Consider the following 22768-nt stretch of genomic DNA (forward strand, 5'->3'; position numbering starts at 1 on the left):
CCGGACGCGCTGAACGCCGCCGACTACCTGCCGCCGCGCTGGCTGCGCAATCCCCACCTGCAATCGATGCTGGCTTCGAGCCGGCTGCGCCTGCGCCGCGGCCTGCAGCTGCTGGCCGCCACCGGCGCGGTCAACCGCGAACTGATCCTGGACGGCGGTGACGGCGTGCGCCTGCAGGGCTGGCACAGCAGCGTGCCGGGCCGTGCCCCGATCGGGCTGGCGCTGCTGCTGCATGGCTGGGAAGGCAGCACCGAGTCGAGCTACATGCGCATGACCGCCGCGCGCATGCTGGAGGCCGGCTTCGACGTGGTGCGGCTGAACTTCCGCGACCACGGCAACACCCACCACCTGAACCCGGGCATCTTCCACTCCTGCCGCATCGATGAAGTGGTGCAGGCCGCCGGCGACGTGGCACGCCGTTTCCCGGACCTGCCGATGGTGGCCGCCGGCTACTCGCTGGGCGGCAACTTCGTGCTGCGCCTGGCCCTGCATGCACCGGCCGCGGGCGTGCCCCTGCGGCACGTGGCCTCGGTCTGCCCGGTGCTGGACCCGGCGGTGACGATGGAGAGCATCGAGCACGGGCCGGCGATGTACGACTGGTACTTCCGCCGCAAGTGGACCGGCTCGCTGCGGCGCAAGCGCGCGCTGTTCCCCGAGCTGGCCGACTGCGACGACGACGTGCTCAAGCTGGACATCCGCGCGCTGACCGGCTGGCTGGTGAACCGGCATACCGACTTCCCCACGCTGCAGGACTACTTCGAGGGCTACTCGATCGCCGGCCACAAGCTGGCCGGGCTGCAGGTGCCGGCCGAGATCCTGATGGCGCAGGACGACCCGGTCATCCCCTTCGCCACCTTCGACCATTGGCAGCTGCCGAACCACGCACGCCTGCAGATCGCGCGCTGGGGCGGGCATTGCGGGTTCATCGAGAACCTGCGCGGCGATGGCTTCTCCGAGCGCTGGGTCACCCGGCAACTGCTGGCGGCGTTGCCAGGCTGAACCGTGGCGCGGCGGGCGCGCCCGCTACAATGGGTTTTTTGCGCTCACGCTGGACCGCCATGCAAGACAAGATCATCGAAGCCCTGCGCCGCAACGCCAACGACGACGCGGTGTCCCTGGCCCGCGAATGGGTGGCGGCCGAACCGCAGCAGGCGCAGGCCCATCGCTGGCTGGCGCTGGCCCTGCAGCAGGACAACCAGCTGGAACAGGCCCAGGCCAGCCTGGACCAGGCACTGGCGCTGGCACCGGAAGAGGCCGCCCTGCACCTGCAGCACGCCGGCCTGCTGCTGGCCCTGCGCCAGCTCGAGGCCGCCGACCAGGCGCTGGACCGCAGCACCGCGCTCAACCCCAATGAATTCTCCGCCTACCTGATGCAGGCGCACCTGGCGCTGGGCCGCGAGGACATCGACGAAGCCGACCGCCTGATCCGCCTGGCCGAACGCGTGGACCCGGACAGCCCGGAGCTGGGTGCGGTGCAGGGCATGGTCGCGTTGCGCCGCGGCGAGCTGGACCGCGCGCTGGGCGTGCTGTCGGCCGCGGTCGAGCGCCTACCGCGCGATCCGCGCCTGCTCTACGCACTGGGCTTCGCCTATCTGGGCAAGGACATGCCGGCGTTCGCCGAGCAGGCCTTCCGCCGCGTGCTCGAACTGGTCCCGGACAACCAGGCGCTGCGCGGCCTGCTGGTGCAGCTGGCGCTGCGCCAGGGCCATGTCGACAACGCGGCCGAAGTGATGCGCGAGGTGCTGGCCAGCAAGGGGGGCGACACCCCCGGCCTGCGTCGCCTGGCCGGCGAACTGGAGCTGGCCTCCGGCCAGCCGCTGCAGGCGCTGGAACACCTGCGCCCGCTGCTGTCGCAGTTGCCCGGTGACCGCGGCACGCTGCAGATGCTGCTGGTGGCCTGGCAGCGACTGGGGCGCGAGGAGGAAGCCAGCGCCGCGCTGGATGCGGCACTGGAAGCCCACCCGCAGCTGCACGACCTGTGGCTGGCCCGCCTGGCGATCCCGGCGGTGGGCAGCCCGGAAGCGGTGGCCGTGGTCGAGCGCTGGCTGGCGGCCATGCCCGACCATGTGCCGGCGCTGGAAGCCCGCATGCGGCTGCATGACATGAACGAGGAAAGCGACGCGGCCGAGGCCATCGCCCGCCGCATCGCCGCGCTGGAGCCGGGCCGCGTCAGCGCCGAGCAGCGCATCGTCGAAGCCCTGCTGCTGCGCGATGCGCCCGCGGCAGCGGCGCATGTCCAGGCACTGATCGACAGCGCCCCGGAAGCCGCGCGGCCGAACCTGCGCAGCTGGCTGGGCACCGTGCAGGACCGTGGCGGCAACCCGGCCGGCGCGGTGGCCACCTGGCTGCAGCTGCATGCCGAGCAGGCCGCCACGCGCCTGCCGCTGCCGCCGCAGGCCAAGGCCCCGGTGGAATGGCCGGCGCTGGGTGAGGTGGCCGACGACAACGCGATGCGCCCGCTGTTCGTCTGGGGCGCGCCGGGCTCGGGCGTGGAGCGCGTGGTGACGGTGATGGCGGCCGGCAGCCGGGTGCTGCGCGCCGACCGTTTCGGTGCCACCCCGCCGACCGATGGTTTCCAGAACTACCTGACCCTGCAGCGGCTGGCCACCGATGCGCTGACGCCCGAGCAGCTGGTGCAGCAGTGGCGCGAGCAGCTGCCGGCGCGCGGCATTGCCGATGGCAACGTCATCGACTGGCTGCTGTGGTGGGACAACGCGCTGTTGTGGGCGCTGCGCCCGCAGTTGCCGGAAGGCCGTCTGGTGGTGGCGGTGCGCGATCCGCGCGACATGTTCATCGAATGGCTGGCGCTGGGCGCACCCGCGCCGCTGGCGCTGACCTCGTCGATGGACGCGGCGCAGTGGCTGGCACGTTCCGTGGAGCAGGTGGCCGAGCTGCACGAGGGCGACCTGTACCCGCACCTGATCCTCCGCACCGACGAGGCGGTGAACGACCCGGCGGCGATGGGCGCGCTGCTGGAGCAGGCCTTCGGCGTGCGCTTCCCGCAGGTGCGCAGCCTCGGCCCGGGCACCGTCGAGGCCGGCCACTGGCGCCGCTACGCCCAGGTGCTGGCGGCGGAATTCCTGTATCTCACCCCGGTCGCGGTGCGACTGGGCTACCCCGAAGCCTGACCCGAGGACCCCCGATGAAACTGGACAGCCAGAGTTTCAGCAACGGCCAGCCGATCCCGGCCGAGTTCGCCGCCGGCCAGCCGTCCGGCGTTGCCGGCAACCGCAACCCGCAGCTGTCCTGGCACGACGTGCCCGAAGGCACGCGCTCGTTCGCCCTGCTGTGCGTGGACCCGGACGCGCCGACCGTGGCCGAGCTGGTCGGTCGCGACGATGTCGGCATCCCGCTGGACCAGCCACGCGCTGATTTCGTGCACTGGGTGATGGTGGATATCCCCGCCGACGTGCAGGAGATTGCCGCCGGCAGCTGCAGCGACGGCTTCACCGCGCATGGCAAGCAGCAACCGGCAGGCCCGGCCGGCGCGCGCCAGGGCATCAACGACTACACCGGCTGGTTCGCCGGTGACCTCGACATGGCCGGCACCTATTTCGGCTATGACGGCCCGTACCCGCCGTTCAACGACGAGCGCCCGCACCGCTATTTCTTCCGCGTGTTCGCGCTGGACGTGGCGTCGCTGCCGGTGGAAGGCGCCTTCACCGCCGCCGATGTGTTCAGCGCGATGCAGGGCCATGTGCTGGCCGAAGCCGCGTTGCACGGCACCTACACGCTGAACCCGCACCTCTGACCGGTACTGCCGGGCGCGCTGCCGCCACACGGCGGCAGGGAACCGAAATGACGAGGGCGCCTTGCGGCGCCCTCGTCGTCTGCTTCGCAGCGGTGGCTTACTTGCCCACCTGCTCCGAGCTGACCACCATGTCCAGCACGTAGGCCAGCGAAGACGCGTCGGCCGGCGGGTTCTTCACCTGGAAACGCTTCAGGCGCAGCACGTTGCGCACGCCCGGCTGGTGGGTGTAACCCTCGATGTTGCCGTAGAAGTTCTCCCACTCACCGCGCTTGCCCTGCTCCAGGCCCTGCTCGTTGTACTTCACCTCGCGCACCTGCAGGCACTGTGCATCACGCATCACGCCATGGGTGCAGGGCTTGGTCTGTGCATCGACTTCCAGGAACACGCGCTCGCCCTCGCCGCCGTAGCGGGCTTCGGCGGTCGGCTCGGCGCGGAAGGTCAGCACGTCGCCATTGGCGGCGGCCAGCACCAGCTGCGACGCATCCAGCGAACGGATCGTCAGCTTGCCCTGCAGGCGCTCGCTGACCAGGCCGTCCAGCGCCATCACGCCCGGCTCGCCGCAGGCCATGTTGGTGGACATCATGTTGCCGACGCTGAGTGCGTCGCCTTCCAGCGTGTAGCCACCGCCCATGCCGTTGCAGGCATTGCTCACGCTCAGGCGGCCGTCCTTGAAGTCCAGCGTGACCGGCTTGTCGGCGCGCACGAACAGCGCGTCCACGCGCTTGCCGGCCGAATCCACGGCGGTGTCGAGCAGCCAGTGGTTGGCGCCAAGCTGGGTGGCGTCGATCGAGGCCGCCGCGGCCGGGGTGGCGGTGTTGGCGGCGGGGGTGGCTTCACTCTTGGTGGTCGTCTGCGACGGGTTGCTGCAGGCGGCCATCAGGGCCAGCGGCAGGGCCAGCATGAGGATGCGCTTCATGGACAACTCCTTGGGTTATGGAAAGGATTCGGGACGACAAACGGATGAAGCTGCCGGCCGGGGTTGAAGGCGCCGGGGCGCGTTCAGTTTCCAGCAGGCAAGAACAGCAGCAAGCCAATGCCCAGTGCGATGCGGTATAGCGCGAAGCCCGTGAAGGGCCGGCGCTTGATGTAGTCCAGCAGCCACTTCACCACCACGAAACCGGTGATGACGGCGGCGGTGAAGGCCACGCCGACGTCGGTCCAGTTCTCGCTGCCGAGCTGCCCGTCCTTGGCAAGTTCCAGGAACGCGTAGCCACTGGCGGCGAACATGGTGGGAATACCTACCAGAAAGACGAACTCGGCCGCGGCGGCGCGGCGCGTCAGGCCCAGCAGCATGGCCAGGAAGATGGCCGCCGCCGAGCGCGAGGTGCCGGGGAACACGCCGGCCACCACCTGTGCCAGGCCGACGCCGATGGCCACCGTCCAGGTGACCGTCTCGCGGTCGGGCAGGCGTGCGGCGAAGCGTTCGGCGGCCAGCATCCAGACGCCACCGATGACCAGCGCCCACGCCACCGGGGTCACCGTTTCCGGCAGCTCCCAGCCGGCCAGGCGTACCGGCAGGCCGACCACGGCGGTGACCAGGAAGGCCACGCCCAGCTTCATGACGTAGTCGCGGTTCTCGTGCTGGCCCAGGCCGGTGGCCAGCGTCCACAGCCGCTGCCGCAACGCCAGCGTCACCGCCAGGATGGCACCGGCCTGGATCACGATGTTGAAGAAGTCCGAGCGGCTACCCAGCCAGTGCTGGGCGATCAGCAGGTGGCCGGTGCTGGAGATGGGGAGGAATTCGGTGAGGCCTTCGAGAATGCCCAGCAGGAGGGCGGAGAGCAGGTCGGACATGGAGATCGGTGGGAAAAAAGGCCGGTACAGCATAGTCCAAGTGATGTGTTGCACCTGCATGGTGCCGTGCACGCCGTTTGCACCTCCGTGGTGCAAGCCGGTCGATGCAATTGCAACTTTCACCAAACAAAAACAATCACTTGCGATGATTTCGGGGTTGGCACGCTATTTGCTCATTCACCCCATACGTCATCACCCATCCGAGGTTGCACCCGATGTCCCTGGAAAACGTTGAGAAGCTGATCAAGGACAACCAGGTCGAGTTCGTCGACCTGCGTTTCGTCGACATGCGCGGTATCGAGCAGCACGTGACCTTCCCGGTCTCGATCATCGAGCCGTCGCTGTTCGAGGAAGGCAAGATGTTCGATGGCAGCTCGATCGCCGGCTGGAAGGGCATCGCCGAATCGGACATGGTGCTGCTGCCGGACCCGGACAGCGCCTACCTGGACCCGTTCTACGCCGATCCGACCCTGGTGCTGACCTGCGACGTGCTCGACCCGGCCACCATGCAGGGCTACGGCCGCTGCCCGCGCGGCATCGCCAAGCGCGCCGAGGCCTACCTGAAGTCCTCCGGCATCGCCGACCTGGCCTTCTTCGGCCCGGAACCGGAGTTCTTCATCTTCGACTCGGTCCAGTTCGCCAATGACATGGGCCACACCTTCTTCAAGATCAACTCCGAGGAAGGTTCCTGGAACACCGGCAAGAGCTACGAAGGCACCAACAGCGGCTACCGCCCGACCGTGAAGGGCGGCTACTTCCCGGTGCCGCCGACCGACTCGCTGCACGATATCCGCGCCGAGATGTGCAAGGTGCTGGAAAAGGTCGGCATCGAAGTCGAAGTGCACCACCACGAAGTGGCCAACGCCGGCCAGTGCGAGATCGGCGCCAAGTTCAACACCCTGGTCACCAAGGCCGACGAACTGCAGCGCATGAAGCACGTCATCAAGAACGTGGCCCATCGCAACGGCAAGACCGTCACCTTCATGCCCAAGCCGCTGGTCGGCGACAACGGCAGCGGCATGCACGTGCACCAGTCGCTGGCCAAGGAAGGCAAGAACCTGTTCTCCGGTGACGGCTACGGTGGCCTGAGCCAGATGGCGCTGTGGTACATCGGCGGCATCTTCAAGCACGCCCGCGCCATCAACGCCTTCGCCAACTCCGGCACCAACAGCTACAAGCGCCTGGTCCCGGGCTTCGAGGCACCGGTGATGCTGGCCTACTCGGCCCGCAACCGCTCGGCCTCGTGCCGCATCCCGTGGGTGTCCAACCCGAAGGCACGCCGCATCGAGATGCGTTTCCCGGACCCGATCCAGTCCGGCTACCTGACCTTCACCGCGCTGATGATGGCCGGCCTGGACGGCATCAAGAACCAGATCGACCCGGGCGCGCCGAGCGACAAGGACCTGTACGACCTGCCGCCGGAAGAAGAGAAGCTGATCCCGCAGGTCTGCTCCTCGCTGGACCAGGCGCTGGAAGCGCTGGACAAGGACCGCGAGTTCCTCAAGGCCGGTGGCGTGATGAGCGACGACTTCATCGATGCCTACATCGCGCTGAAGATGAAGGAAGTGACCGCGTTCCGCGCGGCCACCCACCCGCTGGAGTACCAGCTGTACTACGCAAGCTGATCCTTTCAGGTGGCGATGACGAAGGGCACCCCTCCCACCTTCGTCATCGCCGCCGCTTTCAAGGCTGGGGAGCCTTGCAGGCGGTCTGAAGCAGGACGCACGGAAGCACCAGGGGCAAGAGAATCCGGACGCGCGCCATGGGCCATTCCTCCCTCCCGCGTCACTGCCGTCAGCGGCTGGAAAAGTGCTGCCGTCAGCGAGGCCCATGACACGTTCGGCGCAACAGCCAGCGGCCGCATCGCGGCCGGTGGAAGACACGAAACCGGCCCGCAGGCGCGGGCCGGTCTCCTCCACTACGGGACATGCGCATGAAATTGATCTCCGCCATCATCCGGCCATTCAAGCTTGACGAGGTACGCGAGGCACTGGGCGCCGTCGGCGTTTCGGGCATCACCGTCACCGAGGTCAAGGGCTTTGGCCGGCAGAAGGGGCACACCGAGCTGTATCGCGGTGCCGAGTACGTCGTCGACTTCCTTCCCAAGATCCGCATCGAGACCGCCGTCACCGACGACCGCGTGGATGCGGTGATCGAAACCCTGCAGGGCGCGGCCGGCACCGGCAAGATCGGTGACGGCAAGATCTTCGTCACCCCGCTCGAGCAGGTGGTGCGTATCCGCACCGGTGAAACAGGCGCTGACGCGCTCTAACCCCCACAGCCGGAGTCGACAATGCGAACGGAATTTTTCACCGGGCTCAAGGCCCGGTTCGGTGGCCTGTGCCTGTCGTTCATGCTCGCCGTCATGGCGGTGGGCATGCTTCCCTCACACGCGTTGGCCCAGCAGGCCACGCCGCCGCAGCCGGAGGCAACGCAAGGCGCGGCACCGGCGGTTGCCGCCGAGGCCCCGGCCGAAGCCGCCGCCGAGGCGGCGCCCAGCTTCGATCGCGGGGATGTGGCGTGGATGCTCACCGCCACCTTGCTGGTGCTGATGATGGTGGTGCCGGGCCTGGCGCTGTTCTATGGCGGCCTGGTGCGCGCCAAGAACGTGCTCTCGGTGCTGAGCCAGGTGCTGGTGGTGTTCTCGCTGGTGCTGATGCTGTGGGTGGCCTATGGCTACAGCGCGGTGTTCAGTGCGGGCAACCCGTTCTTCGGTTCCTTCACCGAATTCGCCTTCCTCAAGGGCTTCACCCCCGAATCGGTGGGCAACACACCGATCGCCGGGTTGCCGGACTTCCTGTTCGTGGCCTTCCAGTCCACCTTCGCCGGCATCACCACCGCGCTGATCGTCGGCGCGTTCGCCGAGCGCATCAAGTTCCGCGCGGTGCTGTTGTTCTCGGCGTTGTGGTTCACCCTGAGCTACATCCCGATGGCGCACATCGTCTGGGGCGGCGGCTATCTCGGTGAGATGGGCGCGATCGACTTTGCCGGCGGCACGGTGGTGCACATCAACGCCGGTGTCGCCGGCCTGGTGGCGGCGTGGTTCGTCGGCAAGCGCCTGGGCTATGGCCAGACCGCATTGAAGCCACACAACCTGCCGCTGACCTGGATCGGCGCGATGCTGTTGTGGGTGGGCTGGTTTGGCTTCAACGCCGGCTCGGCCGCAGCCGCCGACACGGTCGCCTCGCTGGCCTTCATCAACACCGTGCTGGCCACCGCTGCCGCGGTGCTGGGCTGGACGCTGGTGGAGGCGGTGACCAAGGGCCATCCCTCGGCGCTGGGTGCGGCTTCCGGCGCGGTCGCCGGCCTGGTGGGCGTGACCCCGGCCTGCGGTACGGTGGGCCCGCTCGGTGCGATCGTGATTGGCTTCGTCACCGGCATGATCTGCGTGTGGGGCGTGACCGGGCTCAAGCGCCTGTTGAAGGCCGATGACACCGCCGACGTGTTCGGCGTGCACGGTGTGGGTGGCATCGTCGGTGCGATCCTCACCGGCGTGTTCAGCGCACAATCGCTCGGCGGCACCAAGGCCGACCTGGATATCGGCCACCAGCTCTGGGTGCAGGTGGTCAGCGTCGGCTTCACGGTGCTGTGGAGCGCGGTGGTCACCGCGGTGATCCTGCTGGTGGTGCGCGCGCTGGTCGGCCTGCGCGTGAGCGAGGAAGCCGAACGCACCGGCCTGGACGTCACCACCCACGGCGAATCCGCCTACGAGGTCTAAGACTGTGTACTCAAAGCCCCTCTCCCGCGTGCGGGAGAGGGGTTGGGGTGAGGGCCGCGCCAGCATCCTGCCGTAGGTCACTTGCTTTCCCATCCGTGGCAACGTGCAATGCCCGGCATGAACCACAAACTCCTGTTGCCGCTGGCGCTGGTCGCCGCACTCGCCGCCTGCACCACCGCGCCGCAGCGCAATCCCCTGGCGCAATGGGTTCCCTCGGCGAACCACAACGCACGCCAGCCGGTGATCATCGTGCTGCACCACACCGACCAGGATTCGGTGCAGCAGAGCCTGGACACGCTGCGCAGCGCCAACAGCGGCGGCAAGGTGAGCTCGCACTACCTGGTCGGGCGCAAGGGTGACCTGTACCAGCTGGTCGCCGACAGCGAACGTGCCTGGCATGCCGGTGGCGGGCGCTGGGGATCGATCACCGACCTCAACTCCACCTCGATCGGCATCGAGATCGACAACGACGGCGAGAGCCCGTTCAGCGCACCGCAGATCGCCACGCTGCTGCGCCTGCTCGATGACCTGTGCACCCGCTACAACATCCCGCGCAGCCAGATCATCGGCCATGCCGATCTGGCCCCGTCGCGCAAGGCCGACCCCAGCCGCTTCTTCCCCTGGCAGCAGCTGGCCGAGGCCGGCTTCGGTATCTGGCCCAAGGCCAGCGACGGCGCGGCCCCGGAAGGCTTCGACCGCTGGCTGGCGCTGCAGGCGCTGGGTTACCCGATGGACGACCGTGCCGCGGCCGCGCGCGCCTTCCACCGGCGCTTCCGTGGCAGCGACACGTTGCCCGCCGAGCTGGATGCCGAAGATGCCCGCATCCTCCACTCGCTGCTGCAACAGGTGAAGTGAGCGACCGCGCCCGGTGGCATGGTCGCCGGGCGCGTGCTCAGTTGACGCTGCACTGGACCTGCACGTTGATCTGGCTGTTGGCCGGGAACGCCGTCACCGTCGCCCCGTTGGCGGTCAGCAGGTCCGCCGGCGCCTGCGGGCAGGTCGCGTTGTTGGTGGGCGTGCAGGAGAGCACCTGGCAGTTGGACAGCCCGCTCGCCGGCGTGTCCTTCAGGACCGCGCCACTGGCATCGCCCGGGCCGCCGTTGCGGAACTGCAGCGAGTAGGTCGTACTGCTCCCGGACGGCACGCTGGCCACGGCATTGGTCTTGGTCACGGAGAGGTCGACGCCGGCCGCATTGGTGAAGGTGCAGACGATGTTCGCGCCCTGGACGATGGCCGCGGCCGGCAGCGTGACGCTGCGGTTGGGCAGGTCCACGGTACCGTTCACGCCGGCAGGCAGGCCGGTGCACTGGACCGCGCTGAGGGCGAAGCCCGGCGTCTGTGCCTCGGTCAGCGTGGTGGCCGTGTTCACCGCCGTCAGCGCACGCGCGCTGCCGGCCACGGCCTGGCCGGCGCTGGTCGTGGTCAGCGTCTGCGAGGGCAGGCCATTGGTGCCGGTGAAGGTGAAGGCGCCCACCGCGCGTTCGCTGATCTTGCGCGCGGTCACCACCGGCCGGGGCGTATTGGTGATGGTGCAGGTGTACTGCGTGTTGGCCGCCACCGCGATGGTCCAGTCGGGGCCGGTCCCGCTGGGCGTGTAGGCCTGCTGCTGGCCGTTGAGCTGGTAGGACGTGCAGCTGATGCTCTTGTCGTAGTCACCGATGGCCTGGACGCTGTTGGCCGCCATGTCATCGCGCACGACGTGGTTGCCGGTGCTGACCTGCAGCGCGCCGGTGCTGGCCTGCTGCCCCGTCCCGGCGCCGCTGGTGGAGGCCGCGCGCAACGTGTTGCTGCCCTGGCGGATGGAGACGGTGAACTGGTCGTTGGGCGCGATGCGGCCCAGGTTCACCACCTTGTTGACCATGATCGCCGGCACCGGGTAGACGATGCTGCCGGCGCAGCCGCTGGAACTGCTCGCCTGCGAGGGGTTGCTGAACTGGGTGGCGGGAATGATCTGCGCCGCGCCGCCGTTGATCGAGGGATGCTGCCAGCGCAGCCGGTTGAAGTTCAGGCCGCCGGCGTTCACCCAGTAGATGCGCATCAGGGCACAACTGTTGGCGACGTCGGCGTTGAAGCTGCCGATGGCCCGGAAGTCGGTTTCGCCGCTGGTGTAACTGCTCAGTGCGCCGACCGGGATGTCGTAGTTGGCGGTGCGGTAGGCGGTGCTGGTGTAACTGGAGGACATGCTGACCTGCACCGAGTCGTCATGCGCCACGGAAAGCGTGTAGGTGCCGGCAACCGGGAACCGCACCAGCGTGTACATCACCCGGCCCATGGCCTGGTAGCGGCAGGGATCGGTCTGCAGGTTGGCGGCGGTGCGGCTATCGCACAACGCGAACGGATTGCTGCCGTAGTCCACCAGCGCCGAGGTGCCGGTGCGGACCGCATTGGCCGGGTTGTTGGCCAGCGCGGAGAGGTTGGCGATGGTGGCGGGGTTGTTGACGAACCGCGGGGCGCCTTGCGGACCGATGTAATTGGCATCGGATGCGATGCTGGTGGTGCCACGGTAATCCTCCCACAGCACGTTCTGCGCGGCCGCCTGGAACGCGGTCATGGCCAGCAGCAGGCCGGCGATGCCGGCGCCACCGGCGCGCCAGAGGCCGGAAAGCGTGGTTCGAGCGTGAAGCGTTGGCATGTCATCCCCTGAAGTGTCACTTGCCGCAATGGCGCGGATAGTGGCCTTGGCGGTGCCAAGCCGCCGTGACGATGCTGCCCAGCCGGTCGCCTTTGCACTACATTGGTGCAATGACGATGCCTGATGACCGCCCCGCGCTGGACGTGCTGGGTACCCCCGTGGCCTGGGCCAGCGCCGATGGCCGCATCCTTGGCACCAACCCGGCCTTCGCGCGCTGGATGGGCGTGAGCGTGCGCCGCCTGGTCGGCCAGCCGCTGGTCTCGCTGGAGGCGCAGGGCGAGGCCTTGGCCAACTTCCTGGCCCGCGACGAGCGCGACGTGCTGCGCCTGCATCGGTTGATCCTGGCCCTGCCGGGCGAGAGCCCGCGTTTCGCCGAGGGCTGGTTGAGCCGGCTGGAGGAAGGCGGCTGGCTGCTGGAGGCCTACCCGGTGGACGAGTTCGTCGCGCCCGACCCGGCGCAGGTGCTGCCCGGCGCACTGTCGGCCGCCCTCAAGGGCCTGGCCCACGAGCTGCGCAACCCGTTGGCCGGGCTCAAGGGCGCCGCGCAGCTGCTGGCCCGCCGGGCCCAGGGCCGCGACGCCGGCGAGCGTGAGTTGATCGACCTGATCGGCGCGGAGATCGAACGCCTCAACGGCCTGCTCGAACAACTGCTGTCACCGGCCCCGGCACGACCGCACGCGGCCATGAACATCCACGCCGCGCTGGAGCGGGTGCTGCGCCTGGCCGAGAGCGAGGCGGGCTGGTCGGTGCGTATCCAGCGCGATTACGACCCCAGCATCCCCGAGTTCGACGGTGACCCCGACCGCCTGACCCAGGCCGCCTGGAACCTGGTGCGCAACGCCATCCAGGCCGGCGCCACCGTGGTGACGCTGCGCACCCGGGTCGAGCACGGCCTGCGCATCGGCGACCAGATCCAGCCGTTGGCGCTGCGCCTGGAAGTGGCCGACGACGGCCGCGGCGTGCCCGAGGACATGGCCGAGCACCTGTTCCTGCCGCTGGTCAGTGGCCGCGCCGAGGGCACCGGCCTGGGCCTGGCGCTGGCCCAGCAGGTGGCGCGCGAACACCGCGGCACCCTCGGTTACCGTTCGCGCCCCGGCCACACGGTGTTCACCGTGCTGCTGCCGCTGGGCACACAGGAGGCCCGTGATGCCTGACCCCACCACCGCCACCGTCTGGGTGGTCGATGACGACCGGTCGGTACGTTTCGTGCTGACCACCGCGCTGCGCGAGGCCGGCTACACCGTCGAAGGCTTCGAGCATGCGGCGGCGGCCCTGGCCGCGCTGGAAACCCGGCCGGTGCCCGACCTGCTGTTCACCGACGTGCGCATGCCCGGCGACAACGGCCTGGCACTGCTGGAGAAACTCAAGGCCGCGCATCCGCAGCTGCCGGTCATCGTGATGAGCGCCTACACCGACGTGGCCAGCACCGCCGGAGCGTTCCGCGGCGGTGCGCACGAGTTCCTGTCCAAGCCGTTCGACCTGGACGATGCGGTGGAACTGGCCCGGCGCGCGCTGCCCGAGCCGTTGGTGGAAGACCCGCCGGCGGCGCCACCGCCGGCCGCCGTGGCCGGCCAGGGCGCGCCGCAGCTGATCGGCGACACCCCGGCCATGCGTGCGTTGTTCCGCGCCATCGGCAAGCTGGCGCAGGCGCCGTTGTCGGTGTTGATCAATGGCGAAACCGGCACCGGCAAGGAACTGGTGGCCAACGCGCTGCACCGCGAGTCGCCGCGCGCGAAGGGGCCGTTCGTGGCGCTGAACACCGCCGCCATCCCGGCCGAACTGCTGGAAAGCGAACTGTTCGGCCATGAGGCCGGCGCGTTCACCGGCGCGCACAAGCGCCATATCGGCCGCTTCGAGCAGGCCGATGGCGGCACGCTGTTCCTGGACGAGATCGGCGACATGCCGCTGCCGCTGCAGACCCGCCTGTTGCGCGTGCTGGCCGAGGGCGAGTTCTTCCGCGTCGGCGGGCGCGAGCTGATCCATGTCGATGTGCGCGTGGTCGCCGCCACCCACCAGGACCTGGAGGCACTGGTCGAGCAGGGCCGCTTCCGTGCCGACCTGCTGCACCGGCTGGACATGGTGCGCCTGCTGCTGCCCCCGCTGCGCGAGCGCCTGGCCGATGTGCCGCAGTTGGCCGAGACCTTCCTGGCCAATGCCGCACGACGGCTGGACATGCCGCCCAAGCGCCTGTCCGCGCCCGCCGTGCAGGTGCTGCGCGAGTACGCCTGGCCGGGCAACGTGCGCGAGCTGGAGAACGTGTGCTGGCGCCTGGCCGCGCTGGCGGTGGCCGACACCGTGTCGGCCGAGGATGTCCGCGCCGCGCTGGCCCGCGGCGGACGCAGCCCGCGCGGTGGTCCCGCGTTGTCGCCGGAACACTGGGACCGTGCGCTGGAAGCCTGGGCGCGCCAGCGCCTGGCCGAAGGTGCCATGGGCCTGCACGCCGAGGCCCGCGAGCGCCTGGACACGGTGCTGCTGGAGGCCGCGCTGGCATTCACCGATGGCCACCGCGCCGATGCCGCCGCCCGGCTGGGACTGGGCCGTAACACCGTCACCCGCAAACTGGGCCCGGGCCGTCGCCGCGGCAGCTGAGCGCACGACACCGGGCAAACGTTCGTAGCAAGGAGATTCCAATGCGCATCCATCTTCCCCTGACTGCCCTGGCCGCCACCGCGGTGCTGGCCGCCTGTGGCTCCGGCCCCGCGCCCCGGCCGCAGGTGCCGCAGCCACCACCGTCGGTCAGCACCGCACGCATGGCCGAAGCCAACCTCGCGCCGGCCTCGGCCAGCCTGGTCAGTGGCCGCTTGGCCTTGGTGCCCGAAGCCGGCGGCGTGCATATCACCGGCGTGGTGGGTGGCCTGCCGCGCGGCCGGCCGTCTGCCTTCCACGTGCACGAGAAGGGCGATTGCAGCGCGGTGGACGCCAGCAGTGCCGGCGGCCACTTCAACCCCACCGCGCAGGCGCATGGCCGCGCCGGCGCCGGCGCGCACCATGCCGGGGACATGGACAACCTGCTGGCCAATGCCGAAGGCGTGGCCAATGTCGACGTTCACCTGCGCGGCGTCACCCTCGGCGGTGGCGCAGTCAACGACATTGCCGGTCGCGCCCTCGTGGTGCACGCTGCACCCGACGACTACCGTAGCCAGCCTGCCGGCAATGCAGGTGCCCGTGTCGCCTGCGCGGTGATCCGCGTCGTACGCTGAATGCGCCTGTCGCTCTGATCCACCCATTCATAGGGAGCAAGACCATGCGTTTGATCCACACCACGTTGTTCCTCGCCGGCGCGCTCGCGCTGACCGCCTGCAACCAGGGCGCAGAACCCGATGCCGCCCCGGCCGAACCGGCCGCCGACGCACCTGCCGCCGCGGCCCCGGCCGCTGATCCGGCCGCTCCGCCGGCCATGGCCATGGCCGCGCCGGTCGCCGTCGCCCAGCTGGAGCCGACCAAGGACAGCACGGTCAAGGGCAGCATCAGCTTCACCGTGGTTGACGGCCAGCTGCGCGCCAGCGGCGACATCAGCGGCTTGCAGCCGGACAGCGAGCACGGTTTCCACATCCACGAGAAGGGCGATTGCAGTGCGCCGGACGGCACCAGTGCCGGTGGCCACTTCAACCCGGGCAGCAGCGAACACGGCAGCATCGACGCCACCGCCCACCACGGCGGCGACATGCCCAACATCAAGGCCGATGCCCAGGGCAACGCCCACATCGACGGCCCGGTGGCCAGCAACGTCAATGCCGGCAAGGGCGATGCGTTCGACATCATCGGCCGCGGCCTGATCGTCCATGCCGACCCGGACGACTACAAGACCCAGCCGACCGGCAATGCCGGCGCACGCCTGGCTTGCGCGGTGATCAACAAGGCACCGTAAGCGGGCGCGCTGCTCCAAACCCCCTCCCTTGCGCAGCAGGGGAGGGCGGGGAGGGGTTCGCCTCCGGGCCGAACCGCTCCAAACAAAAGGGCCGCTTGCGCGGCCCTTCTGCATCCCTCCGCCAGCGCGCTCAGTGCGCCAGCATCGCCTTGGCGTCCTGGCCGGCATGCACGTGCACGTACAGCACGTCGATGCCATGCGCCTCCAGCACCGCGGCCATCTGCCGCTGGCGCATCAGGTACTGCTCGTACACCCGCTGCAGGCGATCGCAGGCATTGCGTTCATGGCCGTAGTGCGCGCACCAGCCGGCCGGGTCGAACAAGGCCATGCGCACTTCGCCACCGACATAACGCAGCAGCGGTTCCGGCGGGGCTTCCAGCCACTGTTCCTCGCCGGGCGCGAACATCGCCGTCTCCAGCAGCGGCCACAAGTCGGCCAGGCCCTGGTTGTCGTACTGCATGGCCATCATCGCGGCCAGGTCGTTGAAGGTGAAATAGCGTGCGTGCTCGATCTGCGCGGCAAACCCGGTCTGCGCCAGCAGCGCGGTGTCCGGCTGCGCCATGCCGTTGGCCAGCAGCACCTCTTCCAGCGCATCACGCGCTTCCTGCAGCAGCCCGGTATCGGTGCCGGTCAACACGAACGGCACCACCCGCAGCCCACCGCCGACCAGGCCCGGATCGGCCTGCAGCGGCAGCGGCACCTCACCGTTGGCATCGGCACCGAAGGCCAGCAGGCGCGGCCCCTCGTTGCGGCCGGGCGCACGCGCCTGCAGCTCTTCCAGGCGGCGATGGATCGGCAGGCCCGGGCGCAACACCTCGGCCGGGTCGAAATGCGCCGCAGCGAACACCAGGTCCAGGCCGCTGACCTGCGGCACCAGCTTGGCCAGGTCACGGCCGACCAGCGCGGCCAGTTCGCCGGCCTGGTCCGAGGACAGCGCGGCCTTGCGCGGCTGCTGGCCACCGGCCAGTTCCAGTGCCAGTACGCCCAGTGCGTTCATGTCGGGGTTGGAATTGCTCATGGTTCGCGGTTGGCCCGTCACGGGCTCGAAGCTACACTCAACGCCATTATGCCTGCTATCGCGTGCAGGCCACGTTGCACTCACATTCCAGTCATCAGGTACCCGCATGACCAGCGCTCGTCCCGTAGCCATCCTCGGTGGTGTCCGCATTCCGTTCTGCCGCCAGAACACCGCCTATTCGGATGTCGGCAACCTTGGCATGTCGGTCCGTACGCTGGGCGCCCTGGTTGAACGGTTCGGCCTGCACGGCCAGCAGCTGGGCGAAGTGGCGATGGGCGCGGTGATCAAGCATCCCAGCGACTGGAACCTGGGCCGCGAGGCCGCGCTGTCCTCCGGGCTGTCGCCGCTGACCCCGGGCATCACCCTGCAGCGTGCCTGCGGCACCTCGCTGGACACCATCATCACCGTCGCCAACAAGATCGCGCTGGGCCAGATCGAGTCGGGCATCGGCGGCGGCTCGGACACCACCTCCGACGTGCCGATCGTCTATGGCAAGAAGCTGCGCGCACGCCTGCTGGCGGCCAACCGCGCCAAGAGCACCGGCGACAAGCTCCGCGCACTGACCAAGGGCTTCAAGTTTTCCGAGCTCAAGCCCGAGTTCCCCGGCGTGGCCGAGCCGCGTACCGGCAAGAGCATGGGTGACCACTGCGAGGACATGGCCAAGGAGTGGAACATCTCGCGTGACTCGCAGGACGAGTGGGCGGTGTCCTCGCACAAGAAGCTGGCCGCCGCCTACGAGCGCGGCTTCTTCAACGACCTGATCGCACCGTTCCGTGGCGTGGAGCGCGACAACATCCTGCGCCCGGACACCTCGCTGGAAAAGCTGGCCACGCTCAAGCCGGCCTTCGACAGGACCTCCGGCCGCGGCACCCTGACCGCCGCCAATTCCACCCCGCTGACCGACGGCGCCGCCGCGGTGCTGCTGGCCAGCGAGGAATGGGCACGCGCGCACGGGCATGCACCGCTGGCGTATCTGCGCGACGCGCAGGTGGCGGCGGTGGATTTCGTGCATGGCGAGGGCCTGCTGATGGCCCCGACCGTGGCCGTGCCGGAAATGCTCAAGCGCAATGGCCTGACCCTGCAGGATTTCGACATCTACGAAATCCATGAAGCCTTCGCCGCGCAGGTGCTGTGCACGCTGCGTGCGTGGGAGAGCGAGGACTACTGCCGCAACCGCCTGGGCCTGGACGCACCGCTGGGCCGCATCGACCCGGAGAAGATCAACCCGCTGGGTTCGTCGCTGGCCACCGGCCATCCGTTCGCCGCCACCGGTGCACGCATCATCGGCACCGTGGCCAAGGAACTGGCCGAACGCGGCGGTGGCCGCGCGCTGGTGTCGATCTGCACCGCCGGCGGCATGGGCGTGGTAGCCATCGTCGAGCGCTGATCCGGCGCACCCCAACCGGTAGGCACGGTGGATCTGCCCCCTCCCTTCTGCGCCGCAAAGGGGAGGGCCGGGGAGGGGTGTCTTGGCGCCTTCGAGATATATCCCGACTTCGCGGCCAAGGCCGCTCCTGCGCCGGGTGCAGGCATGCATCCTTTGAGCCGCGGCGGATCTGCTCCCTCCCTGCTGCGCAGCAGAGGGGAGGACTGGGGAGGGGTGTCTTTGCGCCTTCGAGATACATCCCGACTTCGCGGCCAAGGCCTTTCCTGGCTGCCTGACAAGCCTGTATCTTCGCCGCACCAAGGACGAGGGAACATGGATGAGGCGCATCGCGATCGGGTTGGGGATGATGGTGTCGGTGTTGGCTGCCCCGGCAGCGGCGATGACGTTCATGAAGGTGGACTACGTCTGCCCGATCGGTGGCGAACGTTTCAGCGCCCGCACGATGGGCTCGGGCACCTCTTTCGGACACTTCCTCGATGGCCGCGCCTATGGCGCGATCAAGTCGCCATGGCCGCTGGTGCAATGCCCGGGCAATGGCTTCGTGATATTCCGGGAGACATTCAGCGCCGATGAGGTCCGGGCGCTGGACGCCTACGTGCAGGGTGAGGAGTACCGGCGCATGCGCGAGAGCGAAACCAGTTACTGGCTGGTTTCACGTCTGATGCAGGCGATTGATGCCCCGGCGGACGAACAGGCCGGCGTGCTGCAGCGTGCCACCTGGCAGGCCTCGCCGGCGCAGTATCCGCGCTACGTGGCCGCGGCCGCGGCGGCCTTCGCCGAACAGTGCCCGGACCAACGCCCCGCCGCCCGGCGTGACCAGCGCTGGCTGCATTGCCAGATGATCCTGGGCGAATGGGAGCGCCGCCTGTCGCGCTTCGATGCGGCCCGTGCACGCTTCACCGGCCTGCAGCCGCAGGTGGAAGCGCTGGTGGTGGGCGAGGACAGCGAGCGGAGTGCCCGGCAGTTCCGCGCCGAGATCGCCCAGCAGCTGCAGCTGATCGAGCAAGGCGACAACGCCGACACGGTGGCGGTCGATGCCAACGCACCGGCGCACAGGAGTGCTGAGGCCGCCACGCAGGAAAGCGCCGCCGCGGCCCAGGCGGCGGCCCAGGCGGCCGATGCGGCCGCCGCCGCAGGTGGCCGCAGGGATTGAGCGGGACGCACGGGCGCGGGGGCGCCTTTCATTGGCCATGACACAGGGGAAAACCCGCAGTGAATGACGACAACCCGTATGCCGCGCCACGGAGTTCGCCGCAGCCGCCACCACTGCAGCACGCGCATGGCGACGACCGCTGCTGGCGCGACGGCGCGGAACTGCTGGTGCGCCCCGGCGCGGACCTGCCGCGTTCGTGCGTGAAATGTGGCGACCCGGCCAGCGAATATCGCAGCCGTACCTTCTATTGGCATTCGCCGTGGCTGTACCTGCTGATCCTGCTGCACATGGTGGTCTACCTGATCGTGGCGCTGATCGTGCGCAAGCCGGCCAGCCACCAGGTGGGCCTGTGCGCCAGGCACCAGGGCCAGCGTCGCAATTTCATCCTGATGGCGTGGTTGTCGCTGGTACCGCTGGTCGGTGGCTTCATGTTCGAGCGCGGCGGCATGATCCTGCTCGGCGTGCTGCTGTTCCTGGTGATGCTGTTCTGGGGCCTGCTCGGCATGCGTGTGCTCAAGCCGAAGAAGATCACCCCGGAACTGGCGGTCTATGCCGGCGTCTCGCCCCGGTTGCTGGCCTCGCTGCCCCGCTATCCCCACCGCCGCGATTGACCGCAGGTGCGCCCGGCCGCGTTGCCGGGCGATGCAGGCCGGATCTCAGCCGCCGCCCGTGGTGGGCGCGTGGTCGAGCAGGAACTGGCTGATTTCGCGGCGCAGCGGCAGGTCGTCGGTGGCGCGCGCGTAGGCGTCGGCCTGCAGCGCGTGATCGCGTGCGGCGTCGAGCTCCTCCAGGTTGGAGTAGCGCTCGGCCAGCGCCAGGCAGATCGAGGCCGCGTAGCCGGCGGCATTGGCCGCCGTCGCCAGTGGCAGGGCGCGCAGGTAGAAGCCGATCGCGGTGGGGTCATCACCGGTGAAATCGGCCAGCGTCTCCCACAGGAACGGGTGGTCACGGCCACTGCGGGCGGTGGCTTCGCAGTAGCGGGCCAGTTCGGCGTAATGCACCCGGACCGCCTCGTCGTCGCCGGCCTGGCCGGCGTCGATGATGGCATCGGTCAGTGCCACGACATGCGCGTGCATGTCCGGAGGAATGTTCATGGCGTCGGGAAGAAGGCGTGGGGACTGGATTCCATGGGCTCAGCCGGGCAGGCGCGGGAAGCCATGTTCGTCGCGCTCCTCGGCCACGGCCTGGTCCTGGATCTGCTGGCGCAGGTCACGGCGTTCCAGTGGCAGCGGGGTATCGCCACGGCGTTGGTGCAGGGCGTTGAGCAGGCATTGCCGCGCCAGCGCGTCCTCGCCCTGCGCAGCGAAACCCTCGCCCAGGGCTTCCCAGGCATCGGGGCCGGCGCCCTGCGCGATCGCGCGGTGCAGGAATTCCTCGGCCTGCGTCCATTGCCCCTGGCCGCGTGCCAGACGGGCCAGGGTCAGCAACAGTGCCGGGCTGGAAGGGTGCGACTGCAGCCAGCGCTGTGCACTGGCGCGACGCGAGTCCAGCTTGTCCACCGGCAGGGTGCCGTACAGCGTGACCAGCGCCTCGTCCCAGCTGCTGTCCAGCGTCTGTTCGATCACGCGCAGCGCCACGTCGTTCCAGTTCAACGCCACCGCGCGGCTGGCATAGCGCGCCACCGCCTGCGGCGACACGCGCAGGGTCTTGGGCAGCACTTCCCAGCGCGCGGCCAGTGCGTTCACGTCAACGGCTTCGTCCAGCATCTGCAGGGCCAGCCGGGTTTCCAGCGCGGCCACCGCCGGCGGTGGCAGGGCCTGTTGCTGGCGCAGCGCGCCAAGTTGCCCGTAGGCCTCCTCGGCGCGACCGGCGCGGGCCAGCGCCTCGGTGCGCAGCGACAGCCCGCGTGGCGGCAACGGCTGGATGCCGGGCAGGTCCAGCGCAGTGATCGCTTCCAGTGGCTTGTCCAGTTCCAGCCAGCGCTCGGCGCTGTGCAGTGCGTGCAGGGTGGGGTCGACCGCGCCCAGCTGCTGCAGGTGCTGGCCGGCACTGGCGGCATCATCGCGGGCTTCGGCCGCACGCATCGCCGCGACCAGTGCGATCGGTCGCACCTCCTTCTCGGTGGCCGCGCTCTGCAGCAGCTTTTCGGCACGCTGCCACTGCCCGCCATCGAGCGCCTGCAGGCCATCGATCAGGCGGGCGCGTCCCTTGCCGCGGCGATGCCGTGCCCAGACGCGGAACGGCGTGCTCACCAGGGTCCACAGCAGCCACAGCAGCAACAGGACGATCAGCAGCGCAAGCACCGCCTGCGGCAGCGTGGCGATGTAGTCGTGGTTGCCCGCACGGACGATCACCTCGCCCAGCGCACGCACGGACGCCTGGCCCATCCATTGCGCACCGAAGATGCCCAGCGCGGCGACCAGCAGGACGATCAGCAGGGAACGGAAGGCTTTCATGGCGACTCCTTGGCCGCGCGCATGCTGCGCAGCTGCTGCAGGGTGCTGCCCAGCTCGGGAAGGGCGGGGCGCAGTTCCACCGCGCGCAGGGCCTTGAGCTCGGCGCGATGCTGCTGGCGTTGCGGCGAATCCGGCCACAGCCGCTGCAACCAGCCATCGATGCGGTCCAGCGCCTGCTGCCAGGCGGTGTCGTCACCGCGTTCAAGGGCGGCACGGGCCAGGCTCAACTCGATCTGCAGCGAGTCGGTGGCGGCCAGCCGCTCGGAGCGGGCGACCAGCACCGAGGCATCGGCCGGGCGGATCTCCACCAACGGGGAAAGCAGCTGCTGCCACCACGGCTGCTCGGCATCGGTCGCCGCGCGTGCCTGTTCGGGCAACTGCTCCAGGCTGGCCGCCCACTGGGTGAGCCGGTTGGCGGTGGTGGTGCGGACGCCCGGCCCCAGCGCATCGACCGCGTTGCGCTCCTGGATCAGGGCCTGGCGCAGGTTGAGGTAGGCCGGGTCGTCGATGCTCTCCAGCACGCCGGCGGCCAAGGCATACAGGCGGCGCGCACCGTCCAGGTCATCGGCATGGTTCATCCGCTGCGCGGCCTGGCTGAGCAGCAGCTCGGCCTCCTCGCGGCGCAGCGCCTGCGCACCCTGGCGCGAGCTGTCGGCCAGGCGTGCCAGGTTCTCCTCCAGCAGCGCATTGCGCTGGCTCAGGCCCAGCACTTCGTCGCGCAGCACGCGGTTGGTGGCGGCCGCGTCCTGGATGCTGCGGGCATTGGCGCGCTGGTCGCGGCGCAGGGCTTCCATGCTGTCCTGCAGGGCGGTCAGCTGGCGCGCGGCGTCATCGCGCGCTTGGTGGGCCTGTTGCTGCTGGGCCTGCCAGCCGCGATAGCCGAACCAGCCGGCGGCGGCGAGCACGCCGACCACGGCCAGTGGGATCAACCAGCGCAGCGGGCGCCGGGGCGTGGGAGCGGGGGAAACATCATTCATCGGGGCACAGCATCCTTGGCGGGCTCACCGGGGCCACGGACGGCGCGGCACCGGGTCATGCTGCAACAGGATGG

The 22768-nt window shown here is 69.4% G+C and carries 21 protein-coding genes; 14 read left to right on the forward strand and 7 right to left on the reverse strand.

What is annotated here, in order from left to right; genetic code table 11:
• The first annotated feature begins 9 nt into the window (after positions 1 to 9).
• From AC06FE_RS16615 to AC06FE_RS16625, 3 genes are read left to right on the forward strand one after another with little or no spacing between them, the layout of a single operon-like run.
• Positions 10 to 999 (forward strand): YheT family hydrolase, encoded by a 990-nt coding sequence (locus tag AC06FE_RS16615; RefSeq protein WP_478073723.1) that lies wholly within the window; start codon positions 10 to 12, stop codon positions 997 to 999.
• A 59-nt stretch (positions 1000 to 1058) separates the two neighbouring features.
• Positions 1059 to 3128, forward strand: coding sequence for a tetratricopeptide repeat protein (locus AC06FE_RS16620; RefSeq protein WP_446541629.1), 2070 nt, complete (start codon positions 1059 to 1061; stop codon positions 3126 to 3128).
• Between the two features lie 14 nt (positions 3129 to 3142).
• Positions 3143 to 3751 carry a YbhB/YbcL family Raf kinase inhibitor-like protein gene (locus AC06FE_RS16625; RefSeq protein WP_478073669.1) on the forward strand — a complete coding sequence of 203 codons (609 nt, stop codon included), beginning with the start codon at positions 3143 to 3145 and terminating at the stop codon, positions 3749 to 3751.
• Between the two features lie 97 nt (positions 3752 to 3848).
• Here AC06FE_RS16625 and AC06FE_RS16630 read toward each other — a convergent pair whose 3' ends face one another.
• Both AC06FE_RS16630 and AC06FE_RS16635 read right to left on the reverse strand, forming a co-directional pair.
• Entirely contained in the window at positions 3849 to 4667 is an 819-nt protein-coding gene (locus AC06FE_RS16630; RefSeq protein WP_192288311.1) for an META and DUF4377 domain-containing protein, read from the reverse strand.
• A gap of 83 nt (positions 4668 to 4750) precedes the next feature.
• On the reverse strand, positions 4751 to 5545 hold the full coding sequence (locus AC06FE_RS16635) for an undecaprenyl-diphosphate phosphatase (RefSeq protein WP_313254963.1): 795 nt from the start codon (positions 5543 to 5545) through the stop codon (positions 4751 to 4753).
• A gap of 215 nt (positions 5546 to 5760) precedes the next feature.
• Here AC06FE_RS16635 and glnA point away from each other — a divergent pair, with 215 nt between their 5' ends.
• From glnA to AC06FE_RS16655, 4 genes are all read left to right on the forward strand, one after another.
• Positions 5761 to 7170 carry a type I glutamate--ammonia ligase gene (gene glnA / locus AC06FE_RS16640; RefSeq protein WP_132862359.1) on the forward strand — a complete coding sequence of 470 codons (1410 nt, stop codon included), beginning with the start codon at positions 5761 to 5763 and terminating at the stop codon, positions 7168 to 7170.
• Positions 7171 to 7478: 308 nt separating this feature from the next.
• Positions 7479 to 7817: a P-II family nitrogen regulator gene (locus AC06FE_RS16645; protein ID WP_132862360.1), complete on the forward strand. Its 339-nt coding sequence runs from the start codon at positions 7479 to 7481 to the stop codon at positions 7815 to 7817.
• 21 nt (positions 7818 to 7838) lie between these two features.
• Positions 7839 to 9263 (forward strand): ammonium transporter, encoded by a 1425-nt coding sequence (locus AC06FE_RS16650; protein ID WP_478073670.1) that lies wholly within the window; start codon positions 7839 to 7841, stop codon positions 9261 to 9263.
• 108 nt (positions 9264 to 9371) lie between these two features.
• The gene (locus tag AC06FE_RS16655; protein WP_478073671.1) at positions 9372 to 10118 is read left to right on the forward strand and encodes an N-acetylmuramoyl-L-alanine amidase; all 747 of its coding nucleotides are present in this window, start codon (positions 9372 to 9374) and stop codon (positions 10116 to 10118) included.
• A gap of 37 nt (positions 10119 to 10155) precedes the next feature.
• On the opposite strand, the gene AC06FE_RS16660 is transcribed toward AC06FE_RS16655, so the two are convergent.
• Positions 10156 to 11895, reverse strand: coding sequence for a prealbumin-like fold domain-containing protein (locus AC06FE_RS16660; protein WP_478073672.1), 1740 nt, complete (start codon positions 11893 to 11895; stop codon positions 10156 to 10158).
• A gap of 116 nt (positions 11896 to 12011) precedes the next feature.
• On the opposite strand from AC06FE_RS16660, the gene AC06FE_RS16665 reads away from it, so the two are divergent.
• From AC06FE_RS16665 to AC06FE_RS16680, 4 genes are read left to right on the forward strand one after another with little or no spacing between them, the layout of a single operon-like run.
• The gene (locus tag AC06FE_RS16665) at positions 12012 to 13049 is read left to right on the forward strand and encodes a two-component system sensor histidine kinase NtrB (RefSeq protein WP_414717013.1); all 1038 of its coding nucleotides are present in this window, start codon (positions 12012 to 12014) and stop codon (positions 13047 to 13049) included.
• A complete protein-coding gene (gene ntrC, locus AC06FE_RS16670; protein ID WP_478073673.1) occupies positions 13042 to 14484 on the forward strand; it encodes a nitrogen regulation protein NR(I) in 1443 nt (480 codons plus the stop codon). The genes AC06FE_RS16665 and ntrC overlap by 8 nt, the downstream gene beginning before the upstream one ends.
• A 41-nt stretch (positions 14485 to 14525) precedes the next feature.
• The gene (locus tag AC06FE_RS16675; protein ID WP_478073674.1) at positions 14526 to 15095 is read left to right on the forward strand and encodes a superoxide dismutase family protein; all 570 of its coding nucleotides are present in this window, start codon (positions 14526 to 14528) and stop codon (positions 15093 to 15095) included.
• A gap of 44 nt (positions 15096 to 15139) precedes the next feature.
• Positions 15140 to 15763, forward strand: a complete 624-nt coding sequence (locus AC06FE_RS16680; RefSeq protein WP_132862367.1) for a superoxide dismutase family protein — start codon at positions 15140 to 15142, stop codon at positions 15761 to 15763.
• A 130-nt stretch (positions 15764 to 15893) separates the two neighbouring features.
• Here AC06FE_RS16680 and AC06FE_RS16685 read toward each other — a convergent pair whose 3' ends face one another.
• Positions 15894 to 16781, reverse strand: coding sequence for a hypothetical protein (locus tag AC06FE_RS16685; RefSeq protein WP_478073675.1), 888 nt, complete (start codon positions 16779 to 16781; stop codon positions 15894 to 15896).
• Positions 16782 to 16887: 106 nt separating this feature from the next.
• Between AC06FE_RS16685 and AC06FE_RS16690 the strand changes: the two genes are divergently transcribed.
• The 3 genes from AC06FE_RS16690 to AC06FE_RS16700 all read left to right on the forward strand — a co-directional run bounded on the left by AC06FE_RS16690 (position 16888) and on the right by AC06FE_RS16700 (position 19932).
• Positions 16888 to 18168 (forward strand): acetyl-CoA C-acetyltransferase, encoded by a 1281-nt coding sequence (locus AC06FE_RS16690; protein ID WP_132862369.1) that lies wholly within the window; start codon positions 16888 to 16890, stop codon positions 18166 to 18168.
• A 316-nt stretch (positions 18169 to 18484) separates the two neighbouring features.
• Positions 18485 to 19321, forward strand: coding sequence for a hypothetical protein (locus tag AC06FE_RS16695; protein WP_478073676.1), 837 nt, complete (start codon positions 18485 to 18487; stop codon positions 19319 to 19321).
• Positions 19322 to 19380: 59 nt separating this feature from the next.
• The gene (locus AC06FE_RS16700; protein WP_478073677.1) at positions 19381 to 19932 is read left to right on the forward strand and encodes a hypothetical protein; all 552 of its coding nucleotides are present in this window, start codon (positions 19381 to 19383) and stop codon (positions 19930 to 19932) included.
• A gap of 45 nt (positions 19933 to 19977) precedes the next feature.
• Here AC06FE_RS16700 and AC06FE_RS16705 read toward each other — a convergent pair whose 3' ends face one another.
• From AC06FE_RS16705 to AC06FE_RS16715, 3 genes are read right to left on the reverse strand one after another with little or no spacing between them, the layout of a single operon-like run.
• Positions 19978 to 20415 carry a hypothetical protein gene (locus tag AC06FE_RS16705; RefSeq protein ID WP_478073678.1) on the reverse strand — a complete coding sequence of 146 codons (438 nt, stop codon included), beginning with the start codon at positions 20413 to 20415 and terminating at the stop codon, positions 19978 to 19980.
• Between the two features lie 39 nt (positions 20416 to 20454).
• Positions 20455 to 21717, reverse strand: coding sequence for a heme biosynthesis protein HemY (locus AC06FE_RS16710; RefSeq protein ID WP_132862373.1), 1263 nt, complete (start codon positions 21715 to 21717; stop codon positions 20455 to 20457).
• Complete coding sequence (locus tag AC06FE_RS16715; protein ID WP_446541644.1) at positions 21714 to 22694, reverse strand: uroporphyrinogen-III C-methyltransferase; 981 nt, start codon at positions 22692 to 22694, stop codon at positions 21714 to 21716. The genes AC06FE_RS16710 and AC06FE_RS16715 overlap by 4 nt, the downstream gene beginning before the upstream one ends.
• Positions 22695 to 22768 lie beyond the last annotated feature (74 nt).

This window comes from Stenotrophomonas sp. Steno-C18 (assembly GCF_056393195.1).